Genomic DNA, 24,467 nt, shown 5'->3' with positions numbered 1-24,467 from the left:
CCAGACGGCACCTCCGTGTGCCGACTGGCGAGTGCGCGCGGTCGCTCCCGGCATCCCTGCCTCCCGCGACATTAGTACCTCCATGTACGTCATCCATGCGCCCACCCTTCGGGCGATTCCTCCTTCCGCTGTGATGCTCGGCGGCGTCTAACGGGAATCAAGAGCCCATTAGCCAGAATCAGGGTTAACCCGCATTGAAATCACGGATAATGATATCTAAGCTGTTAATTATTTGAGAAAGTGCCGAACAGCACCTGATTACGGGAAAAATGGATTCTGTCGACATTACTCAGGTGCCGGTCATCGTACTGACCCCGCTGCCAGGAATTTTAGGGGGAGCCAATGGACATATTTACGCGCTTCAACCGCAAGTCGATCGATGATCGTCAAATCGACACCCTCATTGGACTTAGTAAAGGAGTATTAGCTGATGGCAAGGTTGATCAGACCGAAGCCGAGTTTCTTCAGAACTGGTTAGCTCAAAGCCGGCAGGTAACGGACAATCCAATTATATTGAATTTGTTGGGAAAGGTAGATTCCATGCTATCAGATGGCGTCCTCGACCAGGAGGAATCTGATGAACTCATGGGTTTACTCCAAAAAATATCTGGTGAAAAATCCGAACTCGGCGAATTAGCCAAGACCAGCTCATTACCTGTCAATAACCCGATGCCCGATATCGTCTTTGAGGGAAATTTTTTCCTCTTTACCGGAACCTGCGCCTTTGGAACGAGAAAGCAGTGTCAAGAAGCAGTTAAATCACTCGGTGGACTGAACGCCAAGGGTGTAACAAAGTCACTCAATTTCCTGGTCCTTGGAACATATGTCACGGATAGCTGGTCACACGAATCGTTTGGCCGCAAGATCGAGAAGGCTATCGACTACCGGGACAATGGAGTGCCTCTGGCGATAGTAACCGAAGAGCACTGGGCAAAATCCGGAGGCTTGATGTGATTAATAAAAGGTGTCAAAAAAGTAACGAAGGGATTAAAAAATGGTCAATCCTATCAGCTGGATAAAATTAAATCCCTCCGTCACCTTTTTCCTACCTTTTTCCTAAATCTGTGTCTAATAAGGGTACACCTCTATGAACCGTTGACCGGTTCGGAAAAGTGTGTTTATCCTTAATTTATAAACAAACCGCTGCCGGCTCTCCGGCAGAAGACATCCCAGGAGGTAAGTATGCAAGCACGAGGAAGCCGGGCCGTTTGGCTCATGGGGCTATTGGCCGTTCCCGCTTTGGCCATGGGATCGGGAACCGCCTCCATCCAAAGCGAGAACCAAACCCTTGACGTGCTGTGGCAAGACAAGAGCAAGGCACGGGTCGATCCCCAGGGCCAGCCGGCCTACTTGGTGATGCGGGATGATAAACTGTACAGCGTTTCTACGGGGGGCAGGCGCACCATGGTCATAGACCTGTCCGCCATGGCGGGCATGATGGGAGGCCGGATGGGTGCCGAAGTCCCCTCCACCAGCCCCGGGACGGATCGAGCGGTGGAGGTGGAATCCTTCGGAGCCACAGGGGAAAAGGAGGTCGTGGCGGGGATCCAGGGGGAGGTCTATGAGATCCGCTGGCGCGACGAAGATGGCCGGACCCATACGGATCAAGCGGTCCTCAGCGACAACCCTCTGGCAGTGGAGCTGACGTCGGTAATGCATGAGGTCGCTCGAACCTACGCGGAGGCTATGGATCGGGAGCATAGCGGCGTGGTGGAGGATGCCCTCTCGGCCCGGGGGCTGGGGATCTTGCGCTACGGCGACATGCGCCTGACCGAGATCTCCGGGGAATCCCCCGGTGAAAAAGCCTTCACGCTACCGGCAAAGCCCATGGATCCTTCCGGTATGGGGGGCATACCCGGAGGGCGTTAAGAACAGCCTATGGGACACACCCACTTCATTACCGGGCACGATTTAAAACCGCTATCCTGTTTATTGCGGTGGGTGTCCTTGATGCCTGATAAATATGAAACAGTGGTCCCACTATAATCTGGTGAAGTCCAAAAATTTTAGTAAAGGAGTTTCCAGCATGTTCAAAAAAAATATTTTATTTGCTGTATTGATTTTTGTTTTTAGCGGTGCTGTTTCATCCCCTGCGCTGGCTGAAAAGGATAAGGAAGGGAGCACAGATCATCCCATGATCTCCCGGTACGAAGGTTCTTACATTAGTGGTTATGAACACTTTAATTATGACCGTTTGACCTTTTATACAGGAAAGAAAAATGGCGAGCTACAGGAGATAGCTCCGGAAGGGGAAGTCACACAGATTTTGTATTTCTTACCCGCAGAAGGTTTATCAGTATTGCAGGTACAGCGAAACTACCAGATGGCGCTAAAGGAAGCCGGTTTCGAAATTGTATATGAATGTTTCAGGGATACAGATGAATGTCCATACTCAGTTTTCGAGGGTATGCTTGGACATCATTACAGTGGAGATCATAGCAAACATGTTTTTGTTGGAAAAGATCAAAGCTATTTTTTAGCCAAGCTTCCGCAAGATGATGGGAATATGTATGTTTCTGCACATACTTTGCTTAGTGAACATGCTGATGAGGACAATCAACCTGTAACGCTTCTTCAGATCCTTGAAGAAAAACCCATGGAGACCGGAAAAGTTAAGGTCGATATCGATGCTCAAGCTATGGCAGACGATATTGATGAAAAGGGCAGTGTCCGCGTTTACGGCATACACTTTGACACGGACAAGGCCATGATCAAAAAAAAATCTGAATCCACACTGGCTGAAATTGCCGCTCTTCTGGAACAGGAGTCGGATCTCAGGCTTTTCGTTGTCGGCCATACTGATGCTGTGGGAGACATGGAATATAATTTGGATCTCTCCGAAAAGCGCGCAGAGGCGGTAGAGGAGTTTCTGGTCTCAGAGCACGGAATTTCCGAAGACAGGCTCAGTCCCCATGGCGTAGGTCCTCTTGCCCCTGTTGCCAGCAATGAGGATGAAGATGGCCGGGCACAGAATCGGCGGGTTGAACTGGTTAAGATTATAGTTCAATAGATACGGGTATTACGTCAATATAATCGATTACCTGGCCGGAGACACCAGTATGGGGACATGGTAATGGTATTCAATACCCACGGTGGTAAAGTCTTTGTTGCGGCTACCAAAAGAAAGGATATGCGAAATGGAGAAAAATAAGACGACTCTGGGGATTGACCAGAATATTGAGGCAGTTCTCTGTTATGTGCTGGGCTGGCTGACAGGAATTGTTTTTTTGCTGCTGGAAAAAGAAAACCGATTTGTAAGATTTCATGCGATGCAATCCCTCGTGGTCTTTCTTGCCTTGTTCGTCCTGAGCCTGATTGTGGGTTGGATTCCGGTTATTGGTTTACTGTCTCCTGTAATATTCCTGTTGGCTGTAATACTTTGGATTTTGCTCATGGTTAAGGCGTTTCAGGGAGAGATATATAAGCTGCCATGGGCCGGAGATTTTGCCGAGAAGCAGGTTTTCACCGCAAAGGACTGAGGAGAGCGGGCCTGGGAAGTGATGAACTTTTCACTGACCAGGCACTTCCAACCTTATACCAGCTGATCTGTATCCCCGAATAGGGGAGGAAATCCGGGGACAATGTATCTATTTCTCTGTGTAGACTAGCACCTAGCACCTAGCACCTAGCACCTAGCACCTAGCACCTAGCACCTAGCACCTGATCTTCAGGCCGCTTCCTTCTCCGCCAATGTCGCCAGCAGGGTGTTGAGTTCGTCGAACCGGTCTTCGGTGTCAGGCAGTTCCTTGTTGATGCGCAGTTTTTCCCCGCCGTCCAGTTTGTATTGATCCGGGTGTGACTGGATCAGTTGAATAATCCGTGTGGGATCGATGTCGGGCTGTTCGACGAACAGGATGCGGCCGCCTTCTTCGCCCAGTTCGATCTTGCGGATGCCCAGCGGCAGGGCTTTGAGTTTGAGTTCGGTGACGGCGAACAGGTTTTTGACTTCCTCGGGCAGCAGGCCGAAGCGGTCGATCATTTCCACTTGCAGGTCTTTCAGTTCCTGCGAGTCGGCGGCGTTGGCGATGCGCTTGTAGAGGATCAGGCGCTCGTGGATGTCCGGCAGGTAGTCGTCGGGGATCAGGGCCGGGCAGTACAGGTTGATCTCGGCGCCGTGGTTGAGGGGTTTGTCCAGTTGGGGCTCGTGGCCTTCTTTTAATGCCTTGACCGCGCGCTCCAGCAGTTCGGTGTACATGTGATAGCCGATTTCCATCATCTGGCCGCTTTGTTCGTCGCCCAGCAGTTCACCGGCGCCGCGGATCTCCAGATCATGCGTGGCCAGGGTGAAGCCGGTGCCCAGGGTCTGAATGGATTCGATGGCTTCCAGTCGCTTTTGCGCGTCCTGGTTCATGGCCCGGCGCGAGGGCGTAATCAGATAAGCATAGGCGCGATGATGCGAGCGACCGACGCGGCCGCGCAACTGGTAGAGCTGGGCCAGGCCGAAGCGATCGGCGCGGTTGATGACGATGGTGTTGGCCGAGGGGATGTCGATGCCGGTTTCGATGATGGTGGTGCAGACCAGGATGTTGAAGCGCTGGTGATAGAAGTCGGACATCACCTGTTCAAGATCGCGCTCGCGCATCTGGCCGTGGGCGTAGCGAATGCTCGCCTCGGGAACCAGCTCGGCCAGCTTGGTGACCTGCTTTTCGATGGTCTCGATGTCGTTGTGCAGGAAATAGACCTGCCCGCCGCGGCGGATCTCGCGCAGGCAGGCTTCCTGGATCAATCCGTCCTGCCATTCGCTGACGAAAGTCTTGATCGCCAGACGCCGCGCCGGCGGGGTGGCGATGATGGACAGGTCGCGCATGCCGGACATGGCCATGTTCAGGGTACGCGGGATCGGCGTGGCGGTCAGGGTCAGGACATCCACTTCCGAACGCAGTGCCTTGAACTTGTCCTTCTGGCGCACGCCGAAGCGGTGTTCCTCGTCGATGATCACCAGGCCCAGGTTCCGGTATTGCACATCGCCTTGCAGCAGCTTGTGGGTGCCGATGATGATATCCACCTTGCCGGCCTCGAGATCGCGCATGATGGCCTGTTGCTGTTTGGTACTGACAAACCGCGACAGCGCCTCGACTCGCACCGGCCAGTCGGCAAATCTGTCACGAAAGTTCTCCAGATGCTGCTGGGTGAGCAGGGTGGTCGGGGCCAGGACCGCCACCTGTCTGCCGTCCTGCACGGCGATGAACGCGGCGCGCATGGCGACCTCGGTCTTGCCAAAGCCGACGTCGCCGCAGACCAGGTGATCCATGGGCTGATCGGCGCGCATGCTTTCGATGACGTTGTCGATGGCCTGTTGCTGATCGGGCGTCTCTTCAAAGGGAAAGCCGGCGGCGAAGGCGCGATAGTGCGCCTCGTCGATATGATAGGCGTAACCGTGACGAGCGGCGCGCCGGGCATAGATATCCAGCAGTTCGGCGGCCACGTCGCGCACCCGCTCGGCGGCCTTGCGCCGCGCCTTCTCCCACTGGCCGCTGCCCAGTTTGTGCAGCGGGGCGGTCTCCGGCGAGGCGCCGGTGTAGCGGCTGATCAGATGCAATGAGCTGACCGGCACATAGAGCTTGTCGGCGCCGGCGTATTCCAGGGTCAGAAACTCGGTATCCTGGCCGTTGAGCTGCAGCGTCTGCAGCCCCTTGTAGCGGCCCACGCCGTAATCCTCGTGAACCACCGGCGCGTCGACGGTCAGTTCGGCCAGGTTGCGAACAATCGCGTCGCTGTCGCGATCGCTTTGCTTGCGCCGGCGTCGCTGCTGCACCTGCTGGCCGAACAGCTGGGTTTCGGCGATCACCGCCAGCGCCGGATCGTTCAGCAGCAGGCCCTGATCCAGCGGCGCGACGGTGATGGCCAGCCGTTCGTCGCTGTCGACAAACTGCTGCCAGCTGTCCACCTCGCGCGGGCGGATGTGATAGTGGCCCAGCAGATCCAGAATGTATTCGCGCCGGCCGGTGGTCTCGGCGGCGAACAGGGCACGACCGGGGAAGGTGTCCAGAAACTGCCTGAGCTGGCGGGCCGGCTCGGCGGCGCGCACGTCCAGATTCAGTGGCGGCGGCGCGGCGGTGGCGAACTGGATCGCCGTGTCCTCTTCGAACTTGAAGTTTTGCAGCGCGACCCGCGGGTGCTGTTTCAGGCCCGCGAACAGCTCCGGCACCGGTATAAATAGCTCGCTCGGGCTGAGCAGCGGGCGTTCCTGATCGTGGCGCAGCTGCTCGTAACGCTGGCCCACCTCGGTCCAGAAGCCCTCGGCGGCTTCCTCGAGTTGCGCTTCGCCCAAAAACAGGGTCGCCTGCGGCAGGTAGTCGAACAGGGTCGCCATCCGTTCGTGAAACAGCGGCAGATAGTACTCGATGCCGGCGCTGGCCAGCCCCTCGCTCACATCCCGGTAGACCCGGGCCTTTTGCGGATCGCCCTCGAAACGGGCCCGGAAGGCCTGGCGAAAGCGGGAGATGGCCTCCTTGTGCAGCGGGTACTCGTGGGCCGGCAGCAGGCGGACCTGCTCGACCTTGTCGGTGGAGCGCTGGGTCTCGGGATCGAACAGGCGGATGCTTTCGATCTCGTCATCGAACAGCTCGATACGATAGGGCACCTCGCTGCCCATGGGAAACAGATCGAGAATGTTGCCGCGCACCGCGAACTCGCCGTGTTCCATCACCGCCGAGACACACCGGTAGCCGGCCGATTCCAGGCGCCGGCGCATTTCATCCAGTTGCAGGGTCTGGCCGCGATCCAGCATCAGGGTGTTGGCCTGCAGATACTCGGGCGGCGGCAGGCGATGCATCAGGGTCTGGACCGGAATCAGCAGGATGCCCTGCTGCATGTCGGGCAGGTGATACAGGCTGGTCAGGCGCCCGGAGATGATGTCCTGGTGCGGCGAGAAGACATCGTAGGGCAGGGTTTCCCAGTCCGGAAAATTGAGAATCGGCAGATCGGTGTCGGCCAGATAAAAACGCAGCGCGTATTCCAGGCGCTGGGCGGCGGCGGTGTCGGCGGCGATGACCACCAGCGGCCCGTTGTGCTCACGGGCCGCCCGGGCGATGACCAGTGCCGGGCTGTTGCCATACAGTTGCCCCCAGCGGGACAGCTCGCCGGCGCGGGCGGGCAACGGTGGATGAAACGGATTACACAGGGTGACGTCTGACATGCGAACGGTTGGCGGCTGACCACGGTGAAAACAGGGCGGTCATTTTAGCGGGATCGGCCGCGGATGTGAAAACTATCCTGCCTGCCGGTGTCGATTTAGCTAATATCCTCGATCGACAGCTGCTTGCTCATGATGTTGGGTGTGATCAGCCCGTAGCCCTGCTGCTGCCAGTGCACCAGTTCGGTGATGGCCGACGGCGCCAGTTTGATGAAATCCTGGAAGTCGTCGGTGCTGTAATCATAATCCTTCGCCGCCAGGCCGCAGACGATGAACTCCACGCCCAGCTGGTCGTAATACTTCATCCGTTCGACCGCCTCCCGGTACTTTTCATAATTGTGTTTGGCGACGGTGACGATCTCGGTGCCGTGAATGACCACCTTGACGCTCATAAACTCGGGCGAAAAGTTATACGGCGCCTCGCCCAGCGGATTGATATAGGAGCGCACCCAGTAAAGCGCCGAGTTGATCTTCTCCGGGTGATCGAAATAGAAATCGAACACCACTTTGGGATCTTCATAGGGCGTTTTGACAATCTCCCCGCTATGCGCAAGGCTATGGAACAGCAGCAGGGTGAACAACAGAACGGAAAGACGGGTCATGGCGGCACTCCTTTAACGGGGCCTATAACCCAGTATAGAAGAGACAGGGCCGAGTCACGAGGTACGAGTGCCGAGTAAAAGCGCTGTTAGTAAAAAATCGTGATACCTTGTTAACCGTAGTGTTATTCGGTCGAGCAAGCAATGTAAATGGTTTTGTCGAGCAAAAGAAAAGGGCCGGGAACGAGGATGATACAAATCCTCGTCCCTCGGCCCTCGTCACTCGTCCCTGTGTTTTTAAAAGTGCAGATAGACTCCGGCAAAGGGTCCATCGAATTTCATGTTGGAATCGACATCATCCAGATCGTCCAGCTCCAGCTCCAGCGAACGGTAGCCGGCTTCGATGCCGAGCATGTAATTCGTGGTGTAACTGACCTTGGCGGTGATATCGGTGAGACTGTTGTCGCCCACGCTCAAGGCACTGCCTTCCAAACGCAGTTCCACGCCGGGCCAGGGAGAGGCGCCCACGGCCAGATACCCCATCGGCACCACGCCGTCGAAACTGTTGGTGACCGAGTCGTTATCGCCGCTGGTCTGGGTAACAGTGGCTTCGGCGTCGACCATCTTGGCGACCAGCCCGAAATCGAAGCTGACAATATTGTCCAGCAACTGCCAGTACGCGGTCACGTCGGTGTGATCCAGCACCAGTTCCGAGCGGACAGATTCATTGGCTTCATAAGTATTTCCGCCATATTGAAATTCGGAGTTGATGGTCCCGGAACCGCTGCTGGTCAGGCCGGTTCGCATCACCTTGACGTTGGGGATCAACGGCACCGGATGCTCGACGAGGGCGTAGAAGTAGCCTTCCTGGTCGGACTCCAGGTTCAGATCGTCCTTGAGGTCGGCGTTGTGGCTGCTGCTGGTGGACTGGTAGCGAATATGACCGCTGGGATCGTGGTTCCACATACCGGCGCCGGCGCGCACTCCGATGGTGTCGGCGAAGGCGGAGGAGCTCATCGCCAGGGCGGTCAGGGAAAGGGCAAGTTTGCGTAACATCATGATCGGGTTCCTTATCGGATTGTCGGTGAATTCCTGGCTGAATCCGGGTTAATTATTGGCTTATTGACGCTTGATGCAAGGAGTTTATCGCGGATTTGTGCGGTTTTCACGGAATAACATGGCATGGCTACTGCCGCAGGGTCAATGTGTTGTCTTTCTGGTTCATCTCCAGCTGGCGCAGGAAGCTCATGCCGAGCAGAATTTCGTCATGGGCAACATTCGGGTTGATGGAGGCCGGCAGGTCGGTCAGGCGGATATTGCCGAGGCTGACGCTCTCCAGCCGGGTACTGTAGCCCCGGGCCACGCCGTTGGCGGTCTGGAACTGCACCTGCCGCCCGCGGGGCAGGCCGAGGCGGTTGGCGATATTCTCCGGGATGGCGATATCCGTGGCACCGGTGTCGAGTAAAAAGGTCACTTCCTGGCCGTTAATCTTGCCATTGGCCAGATAATGGCCCTGGCGATTTTGCTTGAGCACCACTTCCCGGCTGCCGTCGGCGGCCTGGCGCTGCACCACCTGTTGATTGGGGTTGTGCTGATCGCCCAGGTACTTGTCGAAAAACAGGGTCAGCAGGGCCAGCAGCACCAGCCACATGGCAAACACCATGCTCTTGCCGATTTTCCGTTGCTGTTGTTCGGGTGAATTCATCTCAATTGCGGTCGCGATAGCGCAATAACAAGTCATCATAGGCGTCGATGCGTCGATCGCGCAAATAGGGCCACAGGCGCCGAACGCTGTCGCTGCGGGCCAGGTCGAGCTCGGTGATCAGCAGATGCTCCTCGTCGCTCGGGGCTTCGGCCAGGATTTCCCCCTGCGGGCCGGCGATGAAGCTGTGGCCCCAGAACCGGATCCGATCGCCGGTCACGGGGTCGGTCTCCACGCCGGTGCGGTTACAGGCCAGCACCGGCAGCCCGTTGGCCACGGCATGCGCGCGCTGGCTGAGCTGCCAGGCCTCGAGCTGGCGCTGCTGTTCTTCGGCAGAATCGTTCTCGTCCCAGCCAATGGCGGTGGGATAGAGCAGCAACTCGGCGCCGGCCAGGGCCATCAGCCGCGCCGCCTCGGGGTACCATTGATCCCAGCAGACCAGCACACCGAGACGGCCGACCGAGGTGTCGATGGGGGTAAAGCCGAGATCGCCGGGGGTGAAATAGAACTTCTCGTAATAGCCGGGATCGTCGGGAATGTGCATCTTGCGATAGATCCCGGCAATGCGGCCATCGGATTCCAGCACCACGGCGGTATTGTGGTACAGGCCGGCGGCCCGTTTTTCGAACAGCGAGGCAACGATCACCAGTCCCAGTTCGCGGGCCAGCGCCCCCAGCTGTTCGCTGCCCGGACCGGGAATTGGCTCGGCCAGATCAAACAGTGCCGGATCTTCACGCTGGCAAAAATAGAGCCCTGTATGCAGCTCTTGCAGCAATACCAGCTGTGCGCCGGCAGTGGCCGCCTCGCGGATCCGCGCTTCGCTGGTCTGCAGGTTGGCCACCCGATCCGCGCTGCAACGCTGCTGGACCAGGGCAACTTTCAAAGTCTGGTTCATCCGTACGCTTCCCGGTGAGTGATGGCGTTAGTCTAACAACGCCCTGATAGTCGATGATATACGCATTTGCCAAATCTGTTTATAATACTGAACGTGTGTGAATTCACTGCAAGGGGGACGGATGAGAACGCTGTGGGTTATTTCTCTGGCGGTGCTGCTGAGTGCTTGCAGTACCACACCGAGTGAGCTCGATGCACTGGACAAGGTCTTGCGTGCGTACGAACACAGCATGCGCTGGTCGCGCCTGGAACTGGCCGGCCAATACTATAAAGAGCCGCCGGTGTTCAGCAAGCGGGAAAAACAGCATCTCAAGGAGATCAAGATAACCAGCTACAGGGTTCTGGATCTCAATGCCTCCAAAACCGAAGCGATTCAACGGGTCGAGATGCGTTACTTCAATACCAACAATGCTGTCGAAAAAGAATTCACCGACATCCAGAAATGGGCGTATGACGAGGAAGCCGAACATTGGCAGTTGACCTCGGAATTTCCCGAATTTAAATAATGATCACCCGATAAAGAGAAGCCCCTAGTCGAAAGCGCTTGTGTCGACGATTCGATATTATCTCGCACTGTCGAAGGTGCTCCAACCCTCGATTTCAATCAGTAATTCTTTATAGATGATAAAGCCGGGACCGGTTGTGCCCGGGGTGCTGGCGGCCGGTAGCCGGGTTTTATAATCAGGTTCTGTTGCCAGAGCAACATGTCGACCCGTGCAAAAAAGCGGATAGCGTTCCACGCCCTGCTCGAACCCGACAATATCCGACAGGTAATTCCATATATGTAACGGAGGGGTAGCCCAGGTGACGTAATTGCGTGAGAATCGTCTCATAGGCCCGTTGCGTGGCCTGCTCCAGATCCGGCTTCTCATCCACCTGTAATGCGCCGAACAAAAAAGGGGCATGGGTGTGGAGTCGTTGCGGCGTCGCCATTCTGTATGCGGAGAGCCAATTGAATACTGACAAAAATTATATATAATCTGGCGGCTGAGGACCAGACTATGGACTTTATTGCTGGCTTGCAATAACAAACAAGAATACTCGCCAGCACCCCCGGAACAGCCAAATAATGCACAGGATAAATCATCATGTCAGGATTTTGCCCAGAGCAACGTACTGCGACGGCTGTATCGGCGTATTTTGTTTGCCCGCGCGTCGGTTTACGCTCGCCCATGCCGGGTCTGTCCGAATTCCCCCGGCGCTTTGTTACACCCCTGCGATCTGTCTGCGTGTCTCTTGAGTGAATTAACTGTGGCGCGCCGCGCCTCTCCACTGCTGCTGCTTGTGTATCTGGTCGCGGTCCATTACGGCGTGATGACCGGCAGCTTTGTTCCCGCGATTGTTGCGTTGGCGCTGTTGGCAGCGACGTTGGCAGGGTTGTGTGCGCAAGAGTTTCATTATGCGGGCGCGTTACTTGTCGCCACGGTCATCCTCGCGGCAGGATGGATCGTCAAGGATCAATTTAATTTGCTTGTCTTGCCTCCTCTGTTGTTCTACTTCGGTCTGGCAATGGTCTTTGCCGTGAGTCTATTGCCCGGACGTGAGCCGCTGGTGACACGCTTTGCCCGGCTGCTTGATGGCGAGGCGGATGTGGCAGTCCAGCGCTATACCTGGAAAGTGACGCTGGCCTGGGCGCTCTTTTTACTGTTGCTGGGTGTCGTCAGTTTGTTGCTGGCCTGCTGTGCCAGCCGGCAATCGTGGTCGCTGTTTACCAACTTGCTTGGGTATGTGTTGGTGTTAGTGTTTTTTATTGTCGAGTTTGCCTGGCGCAAACGCCGTTTTCCCAGGCGATCGCAATACAGCTTCATTGGTTTTATGCGTGCCATGGGGCGCCTGGGTTCCCGGGGTGGTTGGAAATGATGTCGGAAAAGGGAATACCGCTGACAAGCCATGCGCCTGAGGAGATTATCGCCTGGCATAATGCCCGGGCGGTGGCGACGCAGGAATTTGTGGGCCAGGCGCTGGCGCTGGCGAGGCGCTTGCCGTCTGCCACGCACGCCGTGAATTTGTGTGAGGATCGTTATTTGTTCCTGTTAGCGTTTGCCGCACTGCTGATTCGTGGTCAGGTCTGTCTGCTGCCTCCCAACCGGGCCACGGGGGTGGTGTCATCCGTCGTGGCGAAGTATCCCGGCAGTTATTGTCTGGTGGATCGATCCTCTGACGAACTGGCGCTGCCGCAATTTTTCGTTTCCCTCCAGTCCGACGCCTATGCGGTGCGCACCTCGCCATTGATTGACTCCGGTCAGGAGGCGGTGGTGATTTTTACCTCCGGCAGTACCGGCGCCCCGCAACCCTACCGTAAATTCTGGGGCGATCTGGTCCGGGGAACGATGCTGGCCGCGCGCCGTTTTGCCCTGGATGAGTTTGCGGGCGGGACAGTGATTGCGACAGTCCCGCCTCAGCATATGTACGGTCTGGAATCCACCATTCTGTATGGCCTGCACTCGCCACTGGCAGTGCACGGGGGACAGCCGTTTTATCCGGAGGATGTCCGTCAGGCCTTGTTAGAGATATCCGGTCCCCGTCTGTTGATAACCACCCCGGTGCATTTGCGTGCCTGTGTCGGTGCCGCGCTGGCGTGGCCGCCAATGGGTTTGATTATTTGTGCCACGGCACCGTTGTCGACGCTGCTGGCGGCGCAGGCCGAGGCGCATTTTGGTTGTCCTGTGCGAGAGGTTTTTGGTTCGACCGAGACGGGTGCCATTGCCAGTCGGCATACCCTCACAGAACCGCTCTGGCGGCCCTACGATGGGGTGCAGCTGCATTGTAAGGCTGATGGCCGCTGCCAGGTCGAGGCCGATTTTCTCCCTCAGCCGATGCCGTTGAATGATATTATTGAATCACAGGCGGCAGGCTTCCAACTGCTGGGGCGCGACAGTGATATGATCAACATTGCCGGTAAGCGCGCCTCGCTGGGTGATCTGACCCGTCGGTTGCTGGATATTCCCGGGGTGGACGATGCGGCCCTGGTGTTGCAGGAGGACGCAAGCCATGAGCGCGGCGGGCGCATCTGCGCGCTGGTGGTGGCGCCTGAGCTTTCCGAACAGGCGATACTGGCCGCGATGGCGCCATTGATGGATGCCGTGTTTATTCCACGGACCCTCTACCGGGTTGATCGCTTGCCGCGCAGTGAAACCGGCAAGTTGCCGCGTGATGAGTTGCTGACTCTGCTGACGCGGCTGCGTCAGCGCGGCGTTTGAAGTGGTGTGTCATATCGCAATTCAAAAAATAGTCAACGTTACTTACCTCTATAACCCCAGCGTGAAGTATTTATGTCGTCCGAGCCCCTTCTGATTACCGCCAGTAGCACAGTCAGTGCACTCGGCCGGGGCATCCAGGTGGCAAAGACGGCGTTGCTGCAGGGACGCAGTGGTTTACGCCGGAATGATTATGATGACGGGCGTCTGGATACCTGGATCGGGCGGGTCGAAGGGGTCGAGAATGTCGTGTTGCCCGGGGCGCTGGCGCCGTTTGATTGCCGCAATAACCGGCTTGCGGCGCTGGGGCTGGAAACCGATGGCTTTGCCACTGCCGTGGCAACTGCGCGTCAGCGTTATGGCGCCCGGCGTATCGGTCTTTTTCTGGGGACCAGTACTTCCGGTATCGAAGCGACCGAACAGGCCTATCTCCAGCGCGGCAGTGGCGACGGTCCGCTGCCGGCCAGCTTTGATTACCGGCACACTCATAACACCTATTCCTGCGCCGACTTTACTCGCCAGTATCTGGAACTCGAAGGACCGGCCCAGGTAATTTCGACGGCATGTTCGTCCAGTGCCAAGGTCTTCGCGACCGCCAGCCGTTATATTCAGGCCGGCTGGTGTGACGCGGCCGTGATCGGCGGGATCGACAGCCTCTGTCTGACGACATTGCTGGGCTTCAATGCGCTGGAGCTGGTCTCTGCCCAACCTTGCCGTCCCTGGGACAGGCATCGCAACGGCATCAATATTGGCGAGGCCGCCGGGTTCGCGCTGCTGGAACCTGACCCAGGCCGTGCGGGCGTCGCGCTGCTGGGTTATGGCGAAAGCAGTGATGCCTACCACATGTCCACGCCTCATCCACAGGGGGAGGGGGCTTTACTGGCCATGCGCCGGGCGCTGGACAGCGCCGGGTTGACGCCGGTGCAGGTGGATTACATTAACTTGCACGGTACTGCGACGTCGTCCAACGATCGGGCCGAGGATCAGGCGGTAACACGCCTGTTCAAGGAGGTGCCGTGCAGTTCGACCAAGGGCTGGACCGGCCATACCCTGGGCGCGGCCGGTATTACCGAAGCGGTCTTCTGCAAGCTGGCCATTGAAAATGGCCTGATGCCCGGAACCTTGAATTTGCAGGACATCGACCCGGGGTTATCGGCTCCGATTCTGCGTGATACCCAACAACGGCCGGTGCGGGTGGCAATGAGCAATTCGTTCGGTTTTGGTGGCAGTAACTGCGCACTGGTTTTCGGGTGGCAGGGATGATGCGGATTTCGATTGAACATATTGGGCTCATGGCACCGGGCATGGCCGGCTGGGATGCGGCCCGCCCGGTATTACGCGGCGAACAGGCACCGGATACGCAGACATTACCGGCCTTTTGGCCTAACCTGTTGCCGCCCAATGAGCGCCGTCGCACCACAGCGTTAATCAAGTTGGCTTTGCAGGCCGCCGAGGATGCCCTGCGCCACAGTCCGTACGCCTTGTATGAACTGGCCTCGGTATTTGCCTCTTCGGAAGGCGACGGCGAAGTCGTGGATCGGATCTGCCAGAGTCTGACCTTGCCGGATCGGCCGGTCTCACCGACGCATTTTCACAATTCTGTGCATAACGCGCCGGCTGGCTACTGGGCAATTGCCAGCGGGTCACGGCAATTTTCCACCAGTCTGGCGGCGGGGGCGGACACTTTTGCGGCCGGTCTGCTCGAAGCGGCCACCGTGGCGATATTGCAACAACGACCGGTGCTGTTGCTCAGTTATGACTACGCCTTGCCACCGGCTTTGGCCGGGCGCGGTTATGTGGATACGATTTTCGGGGTAGCGCTACTTTTGAGTGCACAGGCGAGTGATGCCACGATGGGGAGTCTGCAGTTGGAACTGAAGGCGGGGACAGTAGTACCACCGATCTTGCCCGCTGAACTGGCGGAATTGCGGGAATATAACCCGGCGGCTGCGGCCTTGCCGCTGCTGATCGCTCTGGCCAGGGCCGAGACTGCTGATCTGGCCCTGCCCTGTCATGACAAGCTGACCTTGCAGATCGGTATTGATATGTGAGAACCGTTTTTTACAACTTCGGGCCTGCCCCGACGTTACAGGCGAGGCAAGACGAAGAAGCGGGCTTGTGTTTGTCAGCCTCTAGACGTTATCACCCGGATGTTGGGTATCTATAGGATTGGTTAACCAAAGGGCAATATTCCCCGGCCCGGCGCCTTGACCGTGCGTCCAAGTACAGAGTCGGTCCATGGAATGTGGAATGTCTGCTGGAGTAAATAGTGCGGGGTTTTCCGTCTATCAATGATTACCCTTTGCTGCGCGGGTGGGATGGTTTAGTGTCAAATCTCATCCTGTTGAGTTGTGCCACCGACGAATTTCAAGCGCGCATTGCGCCGCCGACGCAGATAAAATTCGAGGGTGCGATGCAGATGTCGGATAAAGACGAAATAGTAGATACTCTTGAATGCCATAAGCGCCCACTGTACTCGCGTGGTGCGATAGACGTCTCCGGCGAGCAGGGAAATGACAGCCTGTTCCATCTTTAGCAGATTACGCGGGGCCATGAACAATTGCCGCATGGCCGGACTGTTGAATCGATATATCATCCAGGAGAAGCGCTTTACCGCCCGGCGTATATCCCGTTCGTAAGCATCCAGTATCCGGCTTGCTTTTGTCGGTTGCGCCAGACAACGGTCGACAGCATCGGCGGCACGAAAGGCGCTGGACATGGCGATGTACACCCCGCTGGAAAAGACGGGGTCCACAAAAGTGAAGGCATCACCGACCAGTAAAAATCCGGGGCCATGCGCCTTGCCGGACATGTAAGAGAAATTGCCGGTAGCGTTAACCTCGCCCACGCAATGGGCGTGTTTCATGCGTTCCAGTGCCGGCGGGCACAACGCCAGCGTTTGCCAGAGAAATTCTTCCGGTGGGCATTGACGCTGCTTCAGGTATTCGGGAAAACACACCGCGCCCACGCTCACCGTGTCGTCACGCAGTGGGATCATCCAGAACCAGCCATGCGTAAACCAGTAGATGCTGATATTGCCGGCATCGCGCCCCGGGCGCCGGGTAACGCCTTTAAAGTGGCCGAAAATTGCGGCACTGTTGTGTTCGGGATTACGGCTCTTGAGATTCAGCCGGCGGGATAAAAATGTGTCGCGACCGGAGGCGTCGACGACAAACTCCGTATCATAATAGTGCAGGTTACCGTCATCGTTTTGCACGGTGACTCGCCGGGTGTTGCCCGTATTTAATTCGACGTGGGTGACTTTCATGCCTTCACAGACCCGGGCGCCGAGCCGGGCGCAGTTTTTCAGTAACAGGTGATCGAATTCGGAGCGACGTACTTCGTAGGCGTGCGGTGGGGTGTCTGTATTTAATGCGCGATCAAAGTAATACGTGCGTGGCTTGTCGGGCGCTTCGGGAATGTTGAATTCGGCGCCGTATTTCATCACGCCGATATCCTGTACGGCCTCGTCGAGGCCGAGTTCCTTGAATAGCGGCAGGTTCATTGGCAACAGGGATTCCCCGATGTGAAAACGGGGATGATGATCCTTCTCCAGCAGCACTACGTCACGCCCCTTTTGTGCCAGTCGGGCCGCGACTGTGGAACCGGCGGGTCCGCCGCCGATAACGACAACCTGGCAACGATTAATCCGCTTGTTTTGTTCCTGATCGGTGGTTTTATACATGACGGGTGGCCCATCCTGTTTTTATCAGGGATAACGATTGCTTGTTAGTATCAAGTTGCATTATATCATTGTGATCAGGCTGATGTTTGACGGCCGTTTCGAACCGATGTTTCGCCATACAGTGTTCGCCGTTTGATAACGGTGTTATAACACGCCCTCAGGAAACTGCATGGTCAGGCAATGCAGACTGCCGAACTGTTCAATCAACGGCCGGCAGTCGATGCCGATGATCTCCCGATCCGGGAAAGCTGTTTGCAGGTGTGACAGAGCCTGTTGATCATTGCTGTCCCCGTATTGCGGGACCAGCACTGCGCCGTTGATTACCAGAAAATTTGCGTAACTGGCCGGTAAACGTTCGCCGGCTGGATTGAAGATCGGTGCGGGCCAGGGTAGCGGTAACAGTCGATAAGCCTGTCCGTCGGATGTGTGTAAGTGTTGCAGCTCTTCCTGCATCGCCTGCAGTTCAGTGTAATGCTCGTCATCGGGATCATCGCACTGCATATAGGCGATCGTATCGTCGGGGCAAAAACGTGCCAGCATGTCGATATGACTGTCGGTGTCGTCCCCGGCCAGATAACCGTGACTCAGCCAGAAGATACGATCGACGCCGAGCAGTGTGCTCAGCCGGGCTTCAATCTGTGTCTGATTCAGTTCGGGGTTGCGGCCTGGATTCAGCAGGCAGTTGCGGGTTGTCAGCAGACTGCCTTCGCCGTCGGTGTCGATACTGCCGCCCTCCAGAACAAAATCAAGTGACTCCAGTGGTATCTCGCCAAAGGGGCCCTGACGTTGCAGTTCCCGGTTGATGGCGTTGTCCCGATCGGCCGGGTGCTTGTTGCCCCAACCGTTGAAGGTAAAATCGAGCAGGCGGGGTTGTCCGTTGACCAGCACGGTAATGGGCCCGTGATCCCGGGCCCAGGTGTCGTTACTCGGCGCGATGGCAAAGCGGACCTGGGTGAGCAGGCAGGAGTGGCGAACGAGTTGCTGTTCGACGTGCTGGCGGTGGGAGGTGCCGGTGACTACGATCAGTACGCTCTCGCGGCGGGCGATCTGGCTGGCGATTTCGGCGAAGACAGGTTCGACCTCGTCCAGGTGTGGCCCCCAGTCGCTCTCCACATGGGGCCAGGTGAGCATCACGCCGCTTTGTGTGGCCCACTCGGCGGGAAACCGGCGTGTACTCATACAGACTCGGGGTTGTGCAAAAGTGGGGGCTGCTTATTGCCGGCGCGGTGCGGCGGCATCGTCGTGGGCTACGGCGTTGATGACATACTGGTATTCAAAATAGACCGTGAAATCGGGATAGACCCAGCGGGTAATGGGCGGGTCGCCCACTTCATTGTGTTTTGTACGGGGAGTCCCAAAACGCTCTTCCACGGCGGTCATGCTCATGCCACGGCCGGGCAGGGTGACACTGTGCTCCGCTGCGGGTTGATCCTGCAGCGCCGGCGGACCGGCCGGCATCTCCAGCGTGTCGGCGCGGGCCGGTAGCAGCGTAATGACGCCCAAAAGCGCGGTGAAAGTGGCGGTTTTCCACAGCCTGGTCATGGTCGGGCTCCTCTGGCACAGTGTACGGCCGAATATGCGGTAAAATATACTCTATCAATGGCTTACACGCAAAAGTTTAAGCAGTTTTTCCAGAATCCAGCCTGACAGGTTGCACAAATTGTGAATTTTGACCCGCCTTTGATTCCCGCCACGCTGCTGCGGCGCTACAAGCGTTTTCTGGCCGATGTCCGCCTGGACAGTGGTGAGGAATTGACGGTCCATACGCCCAATACCGGATCCATGCTGGGCTGCGCCGAGCCGGGCACCCGGATCTGGCTGCGTGACAGTGCCAATCCGGCGCGCAAATACCGCTATTCCTGGGAACTGGCCTCAACCGCGGACGGCATCCCCGTCGGGGTCAACACCCATCTGGCCAATCAGCTGGTGCAGGAGGCCATTGAACAGGGCGTGATTACCGAGTTACAGGGGTATACGCAAATTCGCCGCGAAGTGAAGTACGCGGCGGGCAGCCGGATCGATCTGCTGTTGTCGGCGACCGGACGGGCGGAGTGCTATGTGGAAGTCAAAAACGTGACGGCGCTGGCCGAGGGGCAATGTGCGATCTTCCCCGATGCACCGACCGAACGGGGTCGCAAACATTTGCAGGCGTTGCGGGACATGGTCCGGGGCGGATATCGGGCCGTCCTGTTATTGCATGTGGCACGCGATGATGCCCGGGCGTTTCGCCCGGCGACGGAGATCGACCCGGCCTATGCCCGACTGTTGGCCGAGGTGTACGCGGAAGGGGTGGAAGTACTGGCCTGGGTGTCCCGTGTCTCATCGCAAACGATCGGATTGTATCGTTCGATTCCTGTGCGCCTGGCGTGATGTGTTTTCACCGCAAGCATGTATAATGCCGCCCCATGTTCAGACCATTCGCCCTTTATGTCGGCCTGCGTTATACCCGCGCCAAACGCCGCAATCATTTTATCTCCTTCATTTCGCTGACCTCCATGCTGGGCATCGCGCTGGGCGTGATGGCATTGATCACCGTGTTGTCGGTGATGAACGGTTTTGAGAAGGAAGTACGCGAGCGGATCCTCGATATGGTCTCGCACCTGACGGTTACCGATTACCGGCGCGGCATTGCCGACTGGCCGGAGGTGGCCCGTGCCACCGAATCCAATCCGCACGTGATCGCCACCGCCCCCTATGTGGAAGGCGAGGGCATGTTGATCCGGGGCAAGGGGGTCAACGGGGCGCGGATTCGGGGGGTGTTGCCCGACCAGGAGCCGGGTGTGTCCGCGGTCGGCGGCAAAATGGAAGCGGGACAGTTGTCGGATCTGAAGCCCGGGGCGTTCAGTGTGATTCTGGGCCGGGATCTGGCCCGGATTCTGGGGGTGGACGTGGGCGACAAGATCACTATGGTCACGCCCAGTCTGAACGTCACACCGGCCGGCATGGCGCCGCGTTTGAAGCGTTTCGAAGTGGTCGGATTGTTTCACATCGGTATGTATGAGTACGACAGCGCGCTGGCGGTGATTCATATGGAGGATGCCCAGCGCCTGTTCCGTCTGGGAACCCGGGTCACCGGCGTGCGCGCCAAACTGGACGATCTGTTCGCGGCGCCGCAAGTCCGTTATCAGTTACAGGAGGGTGCGCTCAGCGGGTTTCATGTCCGCGACTGGAGTTCCTATCACGCAAACTGGTTCCGCGCGGTCAAGATCGAAAAGCGCATGATCTTCCTGTTGCTGCTGCTGATCATTGCCGTGGCGGCGTTCAATATCGTCTCCACGCTGGTGATGGTGGTCACCGACAAGGAGAGCGACATCGCCATTTTGCGTACCCTCGGCGCCTCGCCGGGACACATCATGCGTATCTTTATGGTACAGGGCACGGTCATCGGCGTGATCGGTACTGTGCTGGGCACGATCCTGGGAGTGACGCTGGCGCTCAATCTGGATATCGTGGTGCCCTGGCTGGAAGGCCTGTTCGGGATCCAGTTTCTGGATCCGGGGGTCTATTACATCAGTGAACTGCCCTCGGATCTGCACTGGGATGATGTCTGGATGATTACCTCGGTATCGTTCCTGTTGGGGATTGTGGCCACCATTTACCCGGCCTGGCGCGCCAGCCGCACTCAGCCGGCGGAGGCTTTGCGTTATGAATGAGTCGATTCTGGCCTGCCGCAATCTGACCAAGGTGTTCCGCGAGGGCAGCCGCGAGGTGGCCGTGCTCAAGGGCGTGGATCTCGCTGTAAGCCGGGGTGAGCAGGTGGCCATCGTCGGTGCCTCGGGTTCGGGCAAAAGCACCCTGCTGCATCTGCTCGGGGGACTGGATTTGCCCAGTGCCGGCGAGGTGGAGGTCAATGGCGAGAACATGGCCAAACTGGACGATACCCGGCGGGGACAGTTGCGTAACCGCGATCTGGGCTTCGTCTATCAGTTTCACCATCTGTTACCCGAGTTCACCGCGCTGGAGAACGTGGCTATGCCGTTGCTGATTCGCGGACTCACCACCGCCGAGGCATCCGCGCAGGCGGCGGCCATGCTCAGCGAGGTCGGCCTGGGCGATCGCCTGCGCCACAAGCCCAATGCCCTGTCCGGTGGCGAGCGTCAGCGGGCGGCCATCGCCCGGGCGCTGGTTACCCGGCCCAAATGCATTCTGGCCGATGAGCCGACCGGGAATCTCGACAGTCAGACCGCCGAGCAGGTTTACCAGCGTATGCTGGAGTTGAACACGGCACTGGGGACCAGCTTTGTGGTGGTGACCCACGATACGGCCTTTGCCCGGCGCATGGATCGGGTACTGCATCTAAAAGATGGTGTTCTGGAATTATAATAAAAATAATAACTTATAATTATTTGTTAATGTAAATTAAAAGTTATTTGTCACCCTTTTTATCCTTATTATTTCCCCGTTGCAGAGCGAAGCGCAGCCGGCGATTGCGCAGATAATTGCGCAGCCGCAGGCGCCATAGCAGCCGTATGACGCCGTAACCCAGCACTGCACTGACCAGGCCGACCACCAGGCTGCCGAGTATCAACGGTTGCCAGATCACTCCCAGTTCGCTGCTGAACCACTCCCAGGAGGGGGCGAACTGGACTTCACGGATCGGCGTGCCTAAAAACCAGGTGCCGACTTTGTAATTGAAGAAAAAGATCGGGCCCATGGTAAACGGATTGGTGATCCAGACCAGGGCAGCGGCGATGGGCAGGTTGCAGCGCACGATGATAGCCACCGCGGCGGCCAGCAGCATCTGAAAGGGTATCGGCATAAATGCGATGAACAGGCCCACAGCAAAGGCGCTGGAGACCGAGCGACGGTTCAGGTGCAGCAGATTCGGATCGTGGAGCAGATTGCCGAAAATACGGTTTAACTGAACATGGTTGCGGATCTTGTCATGATCCGGCATATACTTTCTTATAAACTTGCGTGGCATGTCTGGCGATTCAGAGAGCGTTGTCAGCCGGGCTATTATCCAGTAATTGTATTACAACCGATAATCTTTTATGCGATCAGGGACGATAGCATTTCTTCTGGGCATTCTCAGCCTGCAGGGGTTCAGCGACCTGCCCGCGCCGGGCTGGATCACGCTGTTGCTGCTGTCGATCCCCGCTGCCTTGTGGTTGCCGCTGCCCTGGCGTCTGCTCGGCTGGGGGGTGAGCGGCTTTCTCTGGTGTCTGTGGAGTGCCCATCACATCCTGGGCGTCAGCCTGCCAGCCGATCTTGAGGGCCAGGATATTCAGGTGGAAGGGCATGTTGCCGGCTTGCCTGAATTGTTCGAACGCCGCAGCCGGTTTGAGTTCGATGTGCATCACCTGTGGGTGGATGGTGAGCGCCGCCGCTGGCCGGCGCGGATCCGCCTCAGCTGGTACGGCCGGACCCCGCCGGTATTGGAGGCCGGGGATGCCTGGCGTCTGCAGGTGCGGCTCAAGCGGCCCCACGGCTTTCGCAATCCCGGCGGTTTTGACTATGAACGTTGGCTGTTTGCCCGGCACCTGCGTGCCAGTGGTTATGTGCGCCATGAATCCATGGCGATCGAGCGAGCCGTGCCGCTGCGTTATCGACTGGACCGCTATCGGCAGCGGTTGAGCGAGCGATTACAGGCGTATTTACAGGGGCCGGCCGCAGGACTGTTTCTGGCCTTGACCGTCGGTGATCGCCGGGCTATCGATACAGACACCTGGGAGGTACTGCGGGTCACCGGCACGGCACATCTGCTGGCGATCTCGGGCATGCATATCGGCTTGCTGGCCGCGCTGGTCTTCTGGTTGGCCCGGCGGCTGTGGCCGTTAGCCGGCGAGCGGGCGCTGCTCTGGCTTCCGGCACCGCGGGCGGCGGCGTTGCTGGCCACCCTGGCGGCCACGTTTTATGCGGCGCTGGCCGGGTTTGCCATTCCCACCCAGCGGGCATTGATCATGTTGCTGGTGGTGATGCTGGCGTTGTGGCGGATGCGGCCGCTGCAGCCGGGGCGCACCCTGGCCTGGGCCGCCTTGCTGGTCTTGCTGCTCGATCCGCTGGCGGTCCTCTCGGCGGGGTTCTGGCTGTCGTTTGCCGCAGTGGCCCTGATTCTGTTAGCCCTGGGCGGGCGTCGGCAGCGTCTGTCGCGGCTCTGGCAGTGGGTACGCATCCAGGGCTGGATCACCCTGGGTCTGGCACCTTTATTAATACTCTGGTTCCAGCAGGTGTCGCTGATCGCCCCGCTGGCGAATCTGGTGGCGATACCCCTGATCAGCCTGCTGGTGGTGCCACTGGCCCTGCTGGCGGTGATCGGCGTGCTGCTGCTGGCCCCGGACCATGCCGGCGCCCTGATCGACGTGGTAAGCGGCCTGCTGGCGGGGTTGCTCGAGCTGCTGGGTGTGCTGGCCGCGTGGCCGGGTTCGCACTGGCAGAGCGGGGCGGCCAGTGGGGTTGCCGTACTCCTGCTGGCACTGGGTATTCTTATGCTATTGGCCCCGCGCGGCCTGCCGGGGCGCTATCTCGCCCCGCTGCTGTGCCTGCCGTTGCTGCTGGGCGCGTATGCCCGCCCCCCGCCGGGGCAGGTCTGGCTGACCCTGCTGGATGTGGGCCAGGGCCTGGCGGTGGCGGTACAGACCCATTCCCGGGTGCTGGTGTTCGATACCGGCCCCCGCTACAGCGCGCGCTTTGATACCGGCGCGGCGGTGGTGGTGCCGTATCTGCGGCAGGCGGGCTATCGGCACATCGACCGGCTGGTGATCAGCCATGGCGACAATGATCACATCGGCGGCCTGGCGTCGGTGCGCCAGGCCTTGCCGGTCGGGCGGATCGATACCAGCATACCGGGGGAGATCGATGGCAAGAATGTGCACCGCTGCCAGGCCGGGCAGCAATGGCGCTGGGATGGAGTTCATTTTGCATTTCTGGGGCCGGCGGCGGACAGCGGGGCGGGTAATGACGCCTCCTGCGTGCTGCGTGTAGAGGCCGGCGGGCAGGTGGCGCTGCTCAGCGGGGACATTGAAAAGGCCTCAGAGCGAACCCTGGTGCGCCGGCGGCGTCCCGAGCTGGCCGCACAGATCCTGGTGGCGCCGCACCACGGCAGCCTGACCTCCTCAAGCCCGGCGTTTGTCGCCGCGGTCGACCCCGACTATGTGTTATACCCGGTCGGTTATCGCAATCGTTACCGGTTTCCGCGCCCGCCGGTGGTCGAACGCTATGCCCGACGGGGTGCGCGCCAGTATCGGGTGGATGAAGAAGGCGCCCTGCGCTTTGTCCTGGGCGAACCCGGCGGGCCGCACAAGGACTTTAGCTATCGGCAGACTCGCCAGCGTTACTGGCACGTTGTGGACAATGGTAAGTAAGGGGCGGGAGA

Annotated in this window: 23 protein-coding genes; 13 read left to right on the top strand and 10 right to left on the bottom strand. The window is 58.3% G+C overall.

What is annotated here, in order from left to right; translation table 11 throughout:
* The first annotated feature begins 342 nt into the window (after positions 1 to 342).
* The 4 genes from U5J94_RS12070 to U5J94_RS12055 all read left to right on the top strand — a co-directional run bounded on the left by U5J94_RS12070 (position 343) and on the right by U5J94_RS12055 (position 3,479).
* The gene (locus U5J94_RS12070; RefSeq protein ID WP_322565880.1) at positions 343 to 954 is read left to right on the top strand and encodes a BRCT domain-containing protein; all 612 of its coding nucleotides are present in this window, start codon (positions 343 to 345) and stop codon (positions 952 to 954) included.
* Between the two features lie 450 nt (positions 955 to 1,404).
* Positions 1,405 to 1,869, top strand: coding sequence for a hypothetical protein (locus U5J94_RS12065; protein ID WP_322565879.1), 465 nt, complete (start codon positions 1,405 to 1,407; stop codon positions 1,867 to 1,869).
* A gap of 157 nt (positions 1,870 to 2,026) precedes the next feature.
* The gene (locus U5J94_RS12060; protein WP_322565878.1) at positions 2,027 to 3,010 is read left to right on the top strand and encodes an OmpA family protein; all 984 of its coding nucleotides are present in this window, start codon (positions 2,027 to 2,029) and stop codon (positions 3,008 to 3,010) included.
* Positions 3,011 to 3,137: 127 nt separating this feature from the next.
* Entirely contained in the window at positions 3,138 to 3,479 is a 342-nt protein-coding gene (locus tag U5J94_RS12055; protein ID WP_322565877.1) for a DUF4870 domain-containing protein, read from the top strand.
* A 188-nt stretch (positions 3,480 to 3,667) separates the two neighbouring features.
* Here the strand turns inward: U5J94_RS12055 and mfd are convergent, their stop codons facing one another.
* The 5 genes from mfd to U5J94_RS12030 all read right to left on the bottom strand — a co-directional run bounded on the left by mfd (position 3,668) and on the right by U5J94_RS12030 (position 10,271).
* Complete coding sequence (gene mfd, locus U5J94_RS12050; protein WP_322565876.1) at positions 3,668 to 7,138, bottom strand: transcription-repair coupling factor; 3,471 nt, start codon at positions 7,136 to 7,138, stop codon at positions 3,668 to 3,670.
* A 95-nt stretch (positions 7,139 to 7,233) separates the two neighbouring features.
* Positions 7,234 to 7,737, bottom strand: coding sequence for a DsrE family protein (locus U5J94_RS12045; RefSeq protein WP_322565875.1), 504 nt, complete (start codon positions 7,735 to 7,737; stop codon positions 7,234 to 7,236).
* A 234-nt stretch (positions 7,738 to 7,971) separates the two neighbouring features.
* Entirely contained in the window at positions 7,972 to 8,733 is a 762-nt protein-coding gene (locus U5J94_RS12040) for a TIGR04219 family outer membrane beta-barrel protein (protein WP_322565874.1), read from the bottom strand.
* A 127-nt stretch (positions 8,734 to 8,860) separates the two neighbouring features.
* Positions 8,861 to 9,379 carry a retropepsin-like aspartic protease family protein gene (locus U5J94_RS12035; RefSeq protein WP_322565873.1) on the bottom strand — a complete coding sequence of 173 codons (519 nt, stop codon included), beginning with the start codon at positions 9,377 to 9,379 and terminating at the stop codon, positions 8,861 to 8,863.
* A 1-nt stretch (position 9,380) separates the two neighbouring features.
* Entirely contained in the window at positions 9,381 to 10,271 is an 891-nt protein-coding gene (locus U5J94_RS12030; protein WP_322565872.1) for a carbon-nitrogen hydrolase, read from the bottom strand.
* Positions 10,272 to 10,392: 121 nt separating this feature from the next.
* Between U5J94_RS12030 and U5J94_RS12025 the strand changes: the two genes are divergently transcribed.
* Positions 10,393 to 10,776 carry a hypothetical protein gene (locus U5J94_RS12025; protein ID WP_322565871.1) on the top strand — a complete coding sequence of 128 codons (384 nt, stop codon included), beginning with the start codon at positions 10,393 to 10,395 and terminating at the stop codon, positions 10,774 to 10,776.
* A 57-nt stretch (positions 10,777 to 10,833) separates the two neighbouring features.
* Here the strand turns inward: U5J94_RS12025 and U5J94_RS12020 are convergent, their stop codons facing one another.
* Positions 10,834 to 11,103, bottom strand: a complete 270-nt coding sequence (locus U5J94_RS12020) for a hypothetical protein (RefSeq protein WP_322565870.1) — start codon at positions 11,101 to 11,103, stop codon at positions 10,834 to 10,836.
* Positions 11,104 to 11,521: 418 nt separating this feature from the next.
* Between U5J94_RS12020 and U5J94_RS12015 the strand changes: the two genes are divergently transcribed.
* The 4 genes from U5J94_RS12015 to U5J94_RS12000 all read left to right on the top strand — a co-directional run bounded on the left by U5J94_RS12015 (position 11,522) and on the right by U5J94_RS12000 (position 15,518).
* Positions 11,522 to 12,130, top strand: coding sequence for a hypothetical protein (locus tag U5J94_RS12015; RefSeq protein ID WP_322565869.1), 609 nt, complete (start codon positions 11,522 to 11,524; stop codon positions 12,128 to 12,130).
* Positions 12,127 to 13,470, top strand: coding sequence for an AMP-binding protein (locus U5J94_RS12010; RefSeq protein ID WP_322565868.1), 1,344 nt, complete (start codon positions 12,127 to 12,129; stop codon positions 13,468 to 13,470). Before U5J94_RS12015 ends, U5J94_RS12010 begins: the two co-directional genes overlap by 4 nt.
* Positions 13,471 to 13,542: 72 nt before the next feature.
* Positions 13,543 to 14,730: a beta-ketoacyl-[acyl-carrier-protein] synthase family protein gene (locus tag U5J94_RS12005; protein WP_322565867.1), complete on the top strand. Its 1,188-nt coding sequence runs from the start codon at positions 13,543 to 13,545 to the stop codon at positions 14,728 to 14,730.
* Positions 14,727 to 15,518 carry a beta-ketoacyl synthase chain length factor gene (locus U5J94_RS12000; RefSeq protein WP_322565866.1) on the top strand — a complete coding sequence of 264 codons (792 nt, stop codon included), beginning with the start codon at positions 14,727 to 14,729 and terminating at the stop codon, positions 15,516 to 15,518. Before U5J94_RS12005 ends, U5J94_RS12000 begins: the two co-directional genes overlap by 4 nt.
* Positions 15,519 to 15,796: 278 nt before the next feature.
* On the opposite strand, the gene U5J94_RS11995 is transcribed toward U5J94_RS12000, so the two are convergent.
* The 3 genes from U5J94_RS11995 to U5J94_RS11985 all read right to left on the bottom strand — a co-directional run bounded on the left by U5J94_RS11995 (position 15,797) and on the right by U5J94_RS11985 (position 18,694).
* A complete protein-coding gene (locus tag U5J94_RS11995; protein ID WP_322565865.1) occupies positions 15,797 to 17,152 on the bottom strand; it encodes an NAD(P)/FAD-dependent oxidoreductase in 1,356 nt (451 codons plus the stop codon).
* Between the two features lie 144 nt (positions 17,153 to 17,296).
* Positions 17,297 to 18,331, bottom strand: coding sequence for an agmatine deiminase family protein (locus U5J94_RS11990; RefSeq protein ID WP_322565864.1), 1,035 nt, complete (start codon positions 18,329 to 18,331; stop codon positions 17,297 to 17,299).
* 33 nt (positions 18,332 to 18,364) lie between these two features.
* Complete coding sequence (locus U5J94_RS11985; protein ID WP_322565863.1) at positions 18,365 to 18,694, bottom strand: hypothetical protein; 330 nt, start codon at positions 18,692 to 18,694, stop codon at positions 18,365 to 18,367.
* 120 nt (positions 18,695 to 18,814) lie between these two features.
* Here U5J94_RS11985 and sfsA point away from each other — a divergent pair, with 120 nt between their 5' ends.
* From sfsA to lolD, 3 genes are read left to right on the top strand one after another with little or no spacing between them, the layout of a single operon-like run.
* The gene (sfsA, locus tag U5J94_RS11980) at positions 18,815 to 19,522 is read left to right on the top strand and encodes a DNA/RNA nuclease SfsA (RefSeq protein ID WP_322565862.1); all 708 of its coding nucleotides are present in this window, start codon (positions 18,815 to 18,817) and stop codon (positions 19,520 to 19,522) included.
* Positions 19,523 to 19,557: 35 nt separating this feature from the next.
* Positions 19,558 to 20,805 carry a lipoprotein-releasing ABC transporter permease subunit gene (locus tag U5J94_RS11975; protein ID WP_322565861.1) on the top strand — a complete coding sequence of 416 codons (1,248 nt, stop codon included), beginning with the start codon at positions 19,558 to 19,560 and terminating at the stop codon, positions 20,803 to 20,805.
* The gene (gene lolD, locus U5J94_RS11970; RefSeq protein WP_322565860.1) at positions 20,798 to 21,475 is read left to right on the top strand and encodes a lipoprotein-releasing ABC transporter ATP-binding protein LolD; all 678 of its coding nucleotides are present in this window, start codon (positions 20,798 to 20,800) and stop codon (positions 21,473 to 21,475) included. The genes U5J94_RS11975 and lolD overlap by 8 nt, the downstream gene beginning before the upstream one ends.
* A gap of 43 nt (positions 21,476 to 21,518) precedes the next feature.
* Here lolD and U5J94_RS11965 read toward each other — a convergent pair whose 3' ends face one another.
* A complete protein-coding gene (locus U5J94_RS11965; protein ID WP_416224173.1) occupies positions 21,519 to 22,076 on the bottom strand; it encodes a DUF2062 domain-containing protein in 558 nt (185 codons plus the stop codon).
* 70 nt (positions 22,077 to 22,146) lie between these two features.
* Between U5J94_RS11965 and U5J94_RS11960 the strand changes: the two genes are divergently transcribed.
* Entirely contained in the window at positions 22,147 to 24,456 is a 2,310-nt protein-coding gene (locus U5J94_RS11960; protein ID WP_322565858.1) for a DNA internalization-related competence protein ComEC/Rec2, read from the top strand.
* Positions 24,457 to 24,467: the final 11 nt, after the last annotated feature.

Origin of the sequence: Thiohalophilus sp., assembly GCF_034522235.1 — a bacterium.
Lineage (GTDB): Bacteria > Pseudomonadota > Gammaproteobacteria > UBA6429 > Thiohalophilaceae > Thiohalophilus.
The sequence above is the reverse complement of the archived record's forward strand: the minus strand, read 5'-3'. Positions and strand labels throughout refer to the sequence as shown.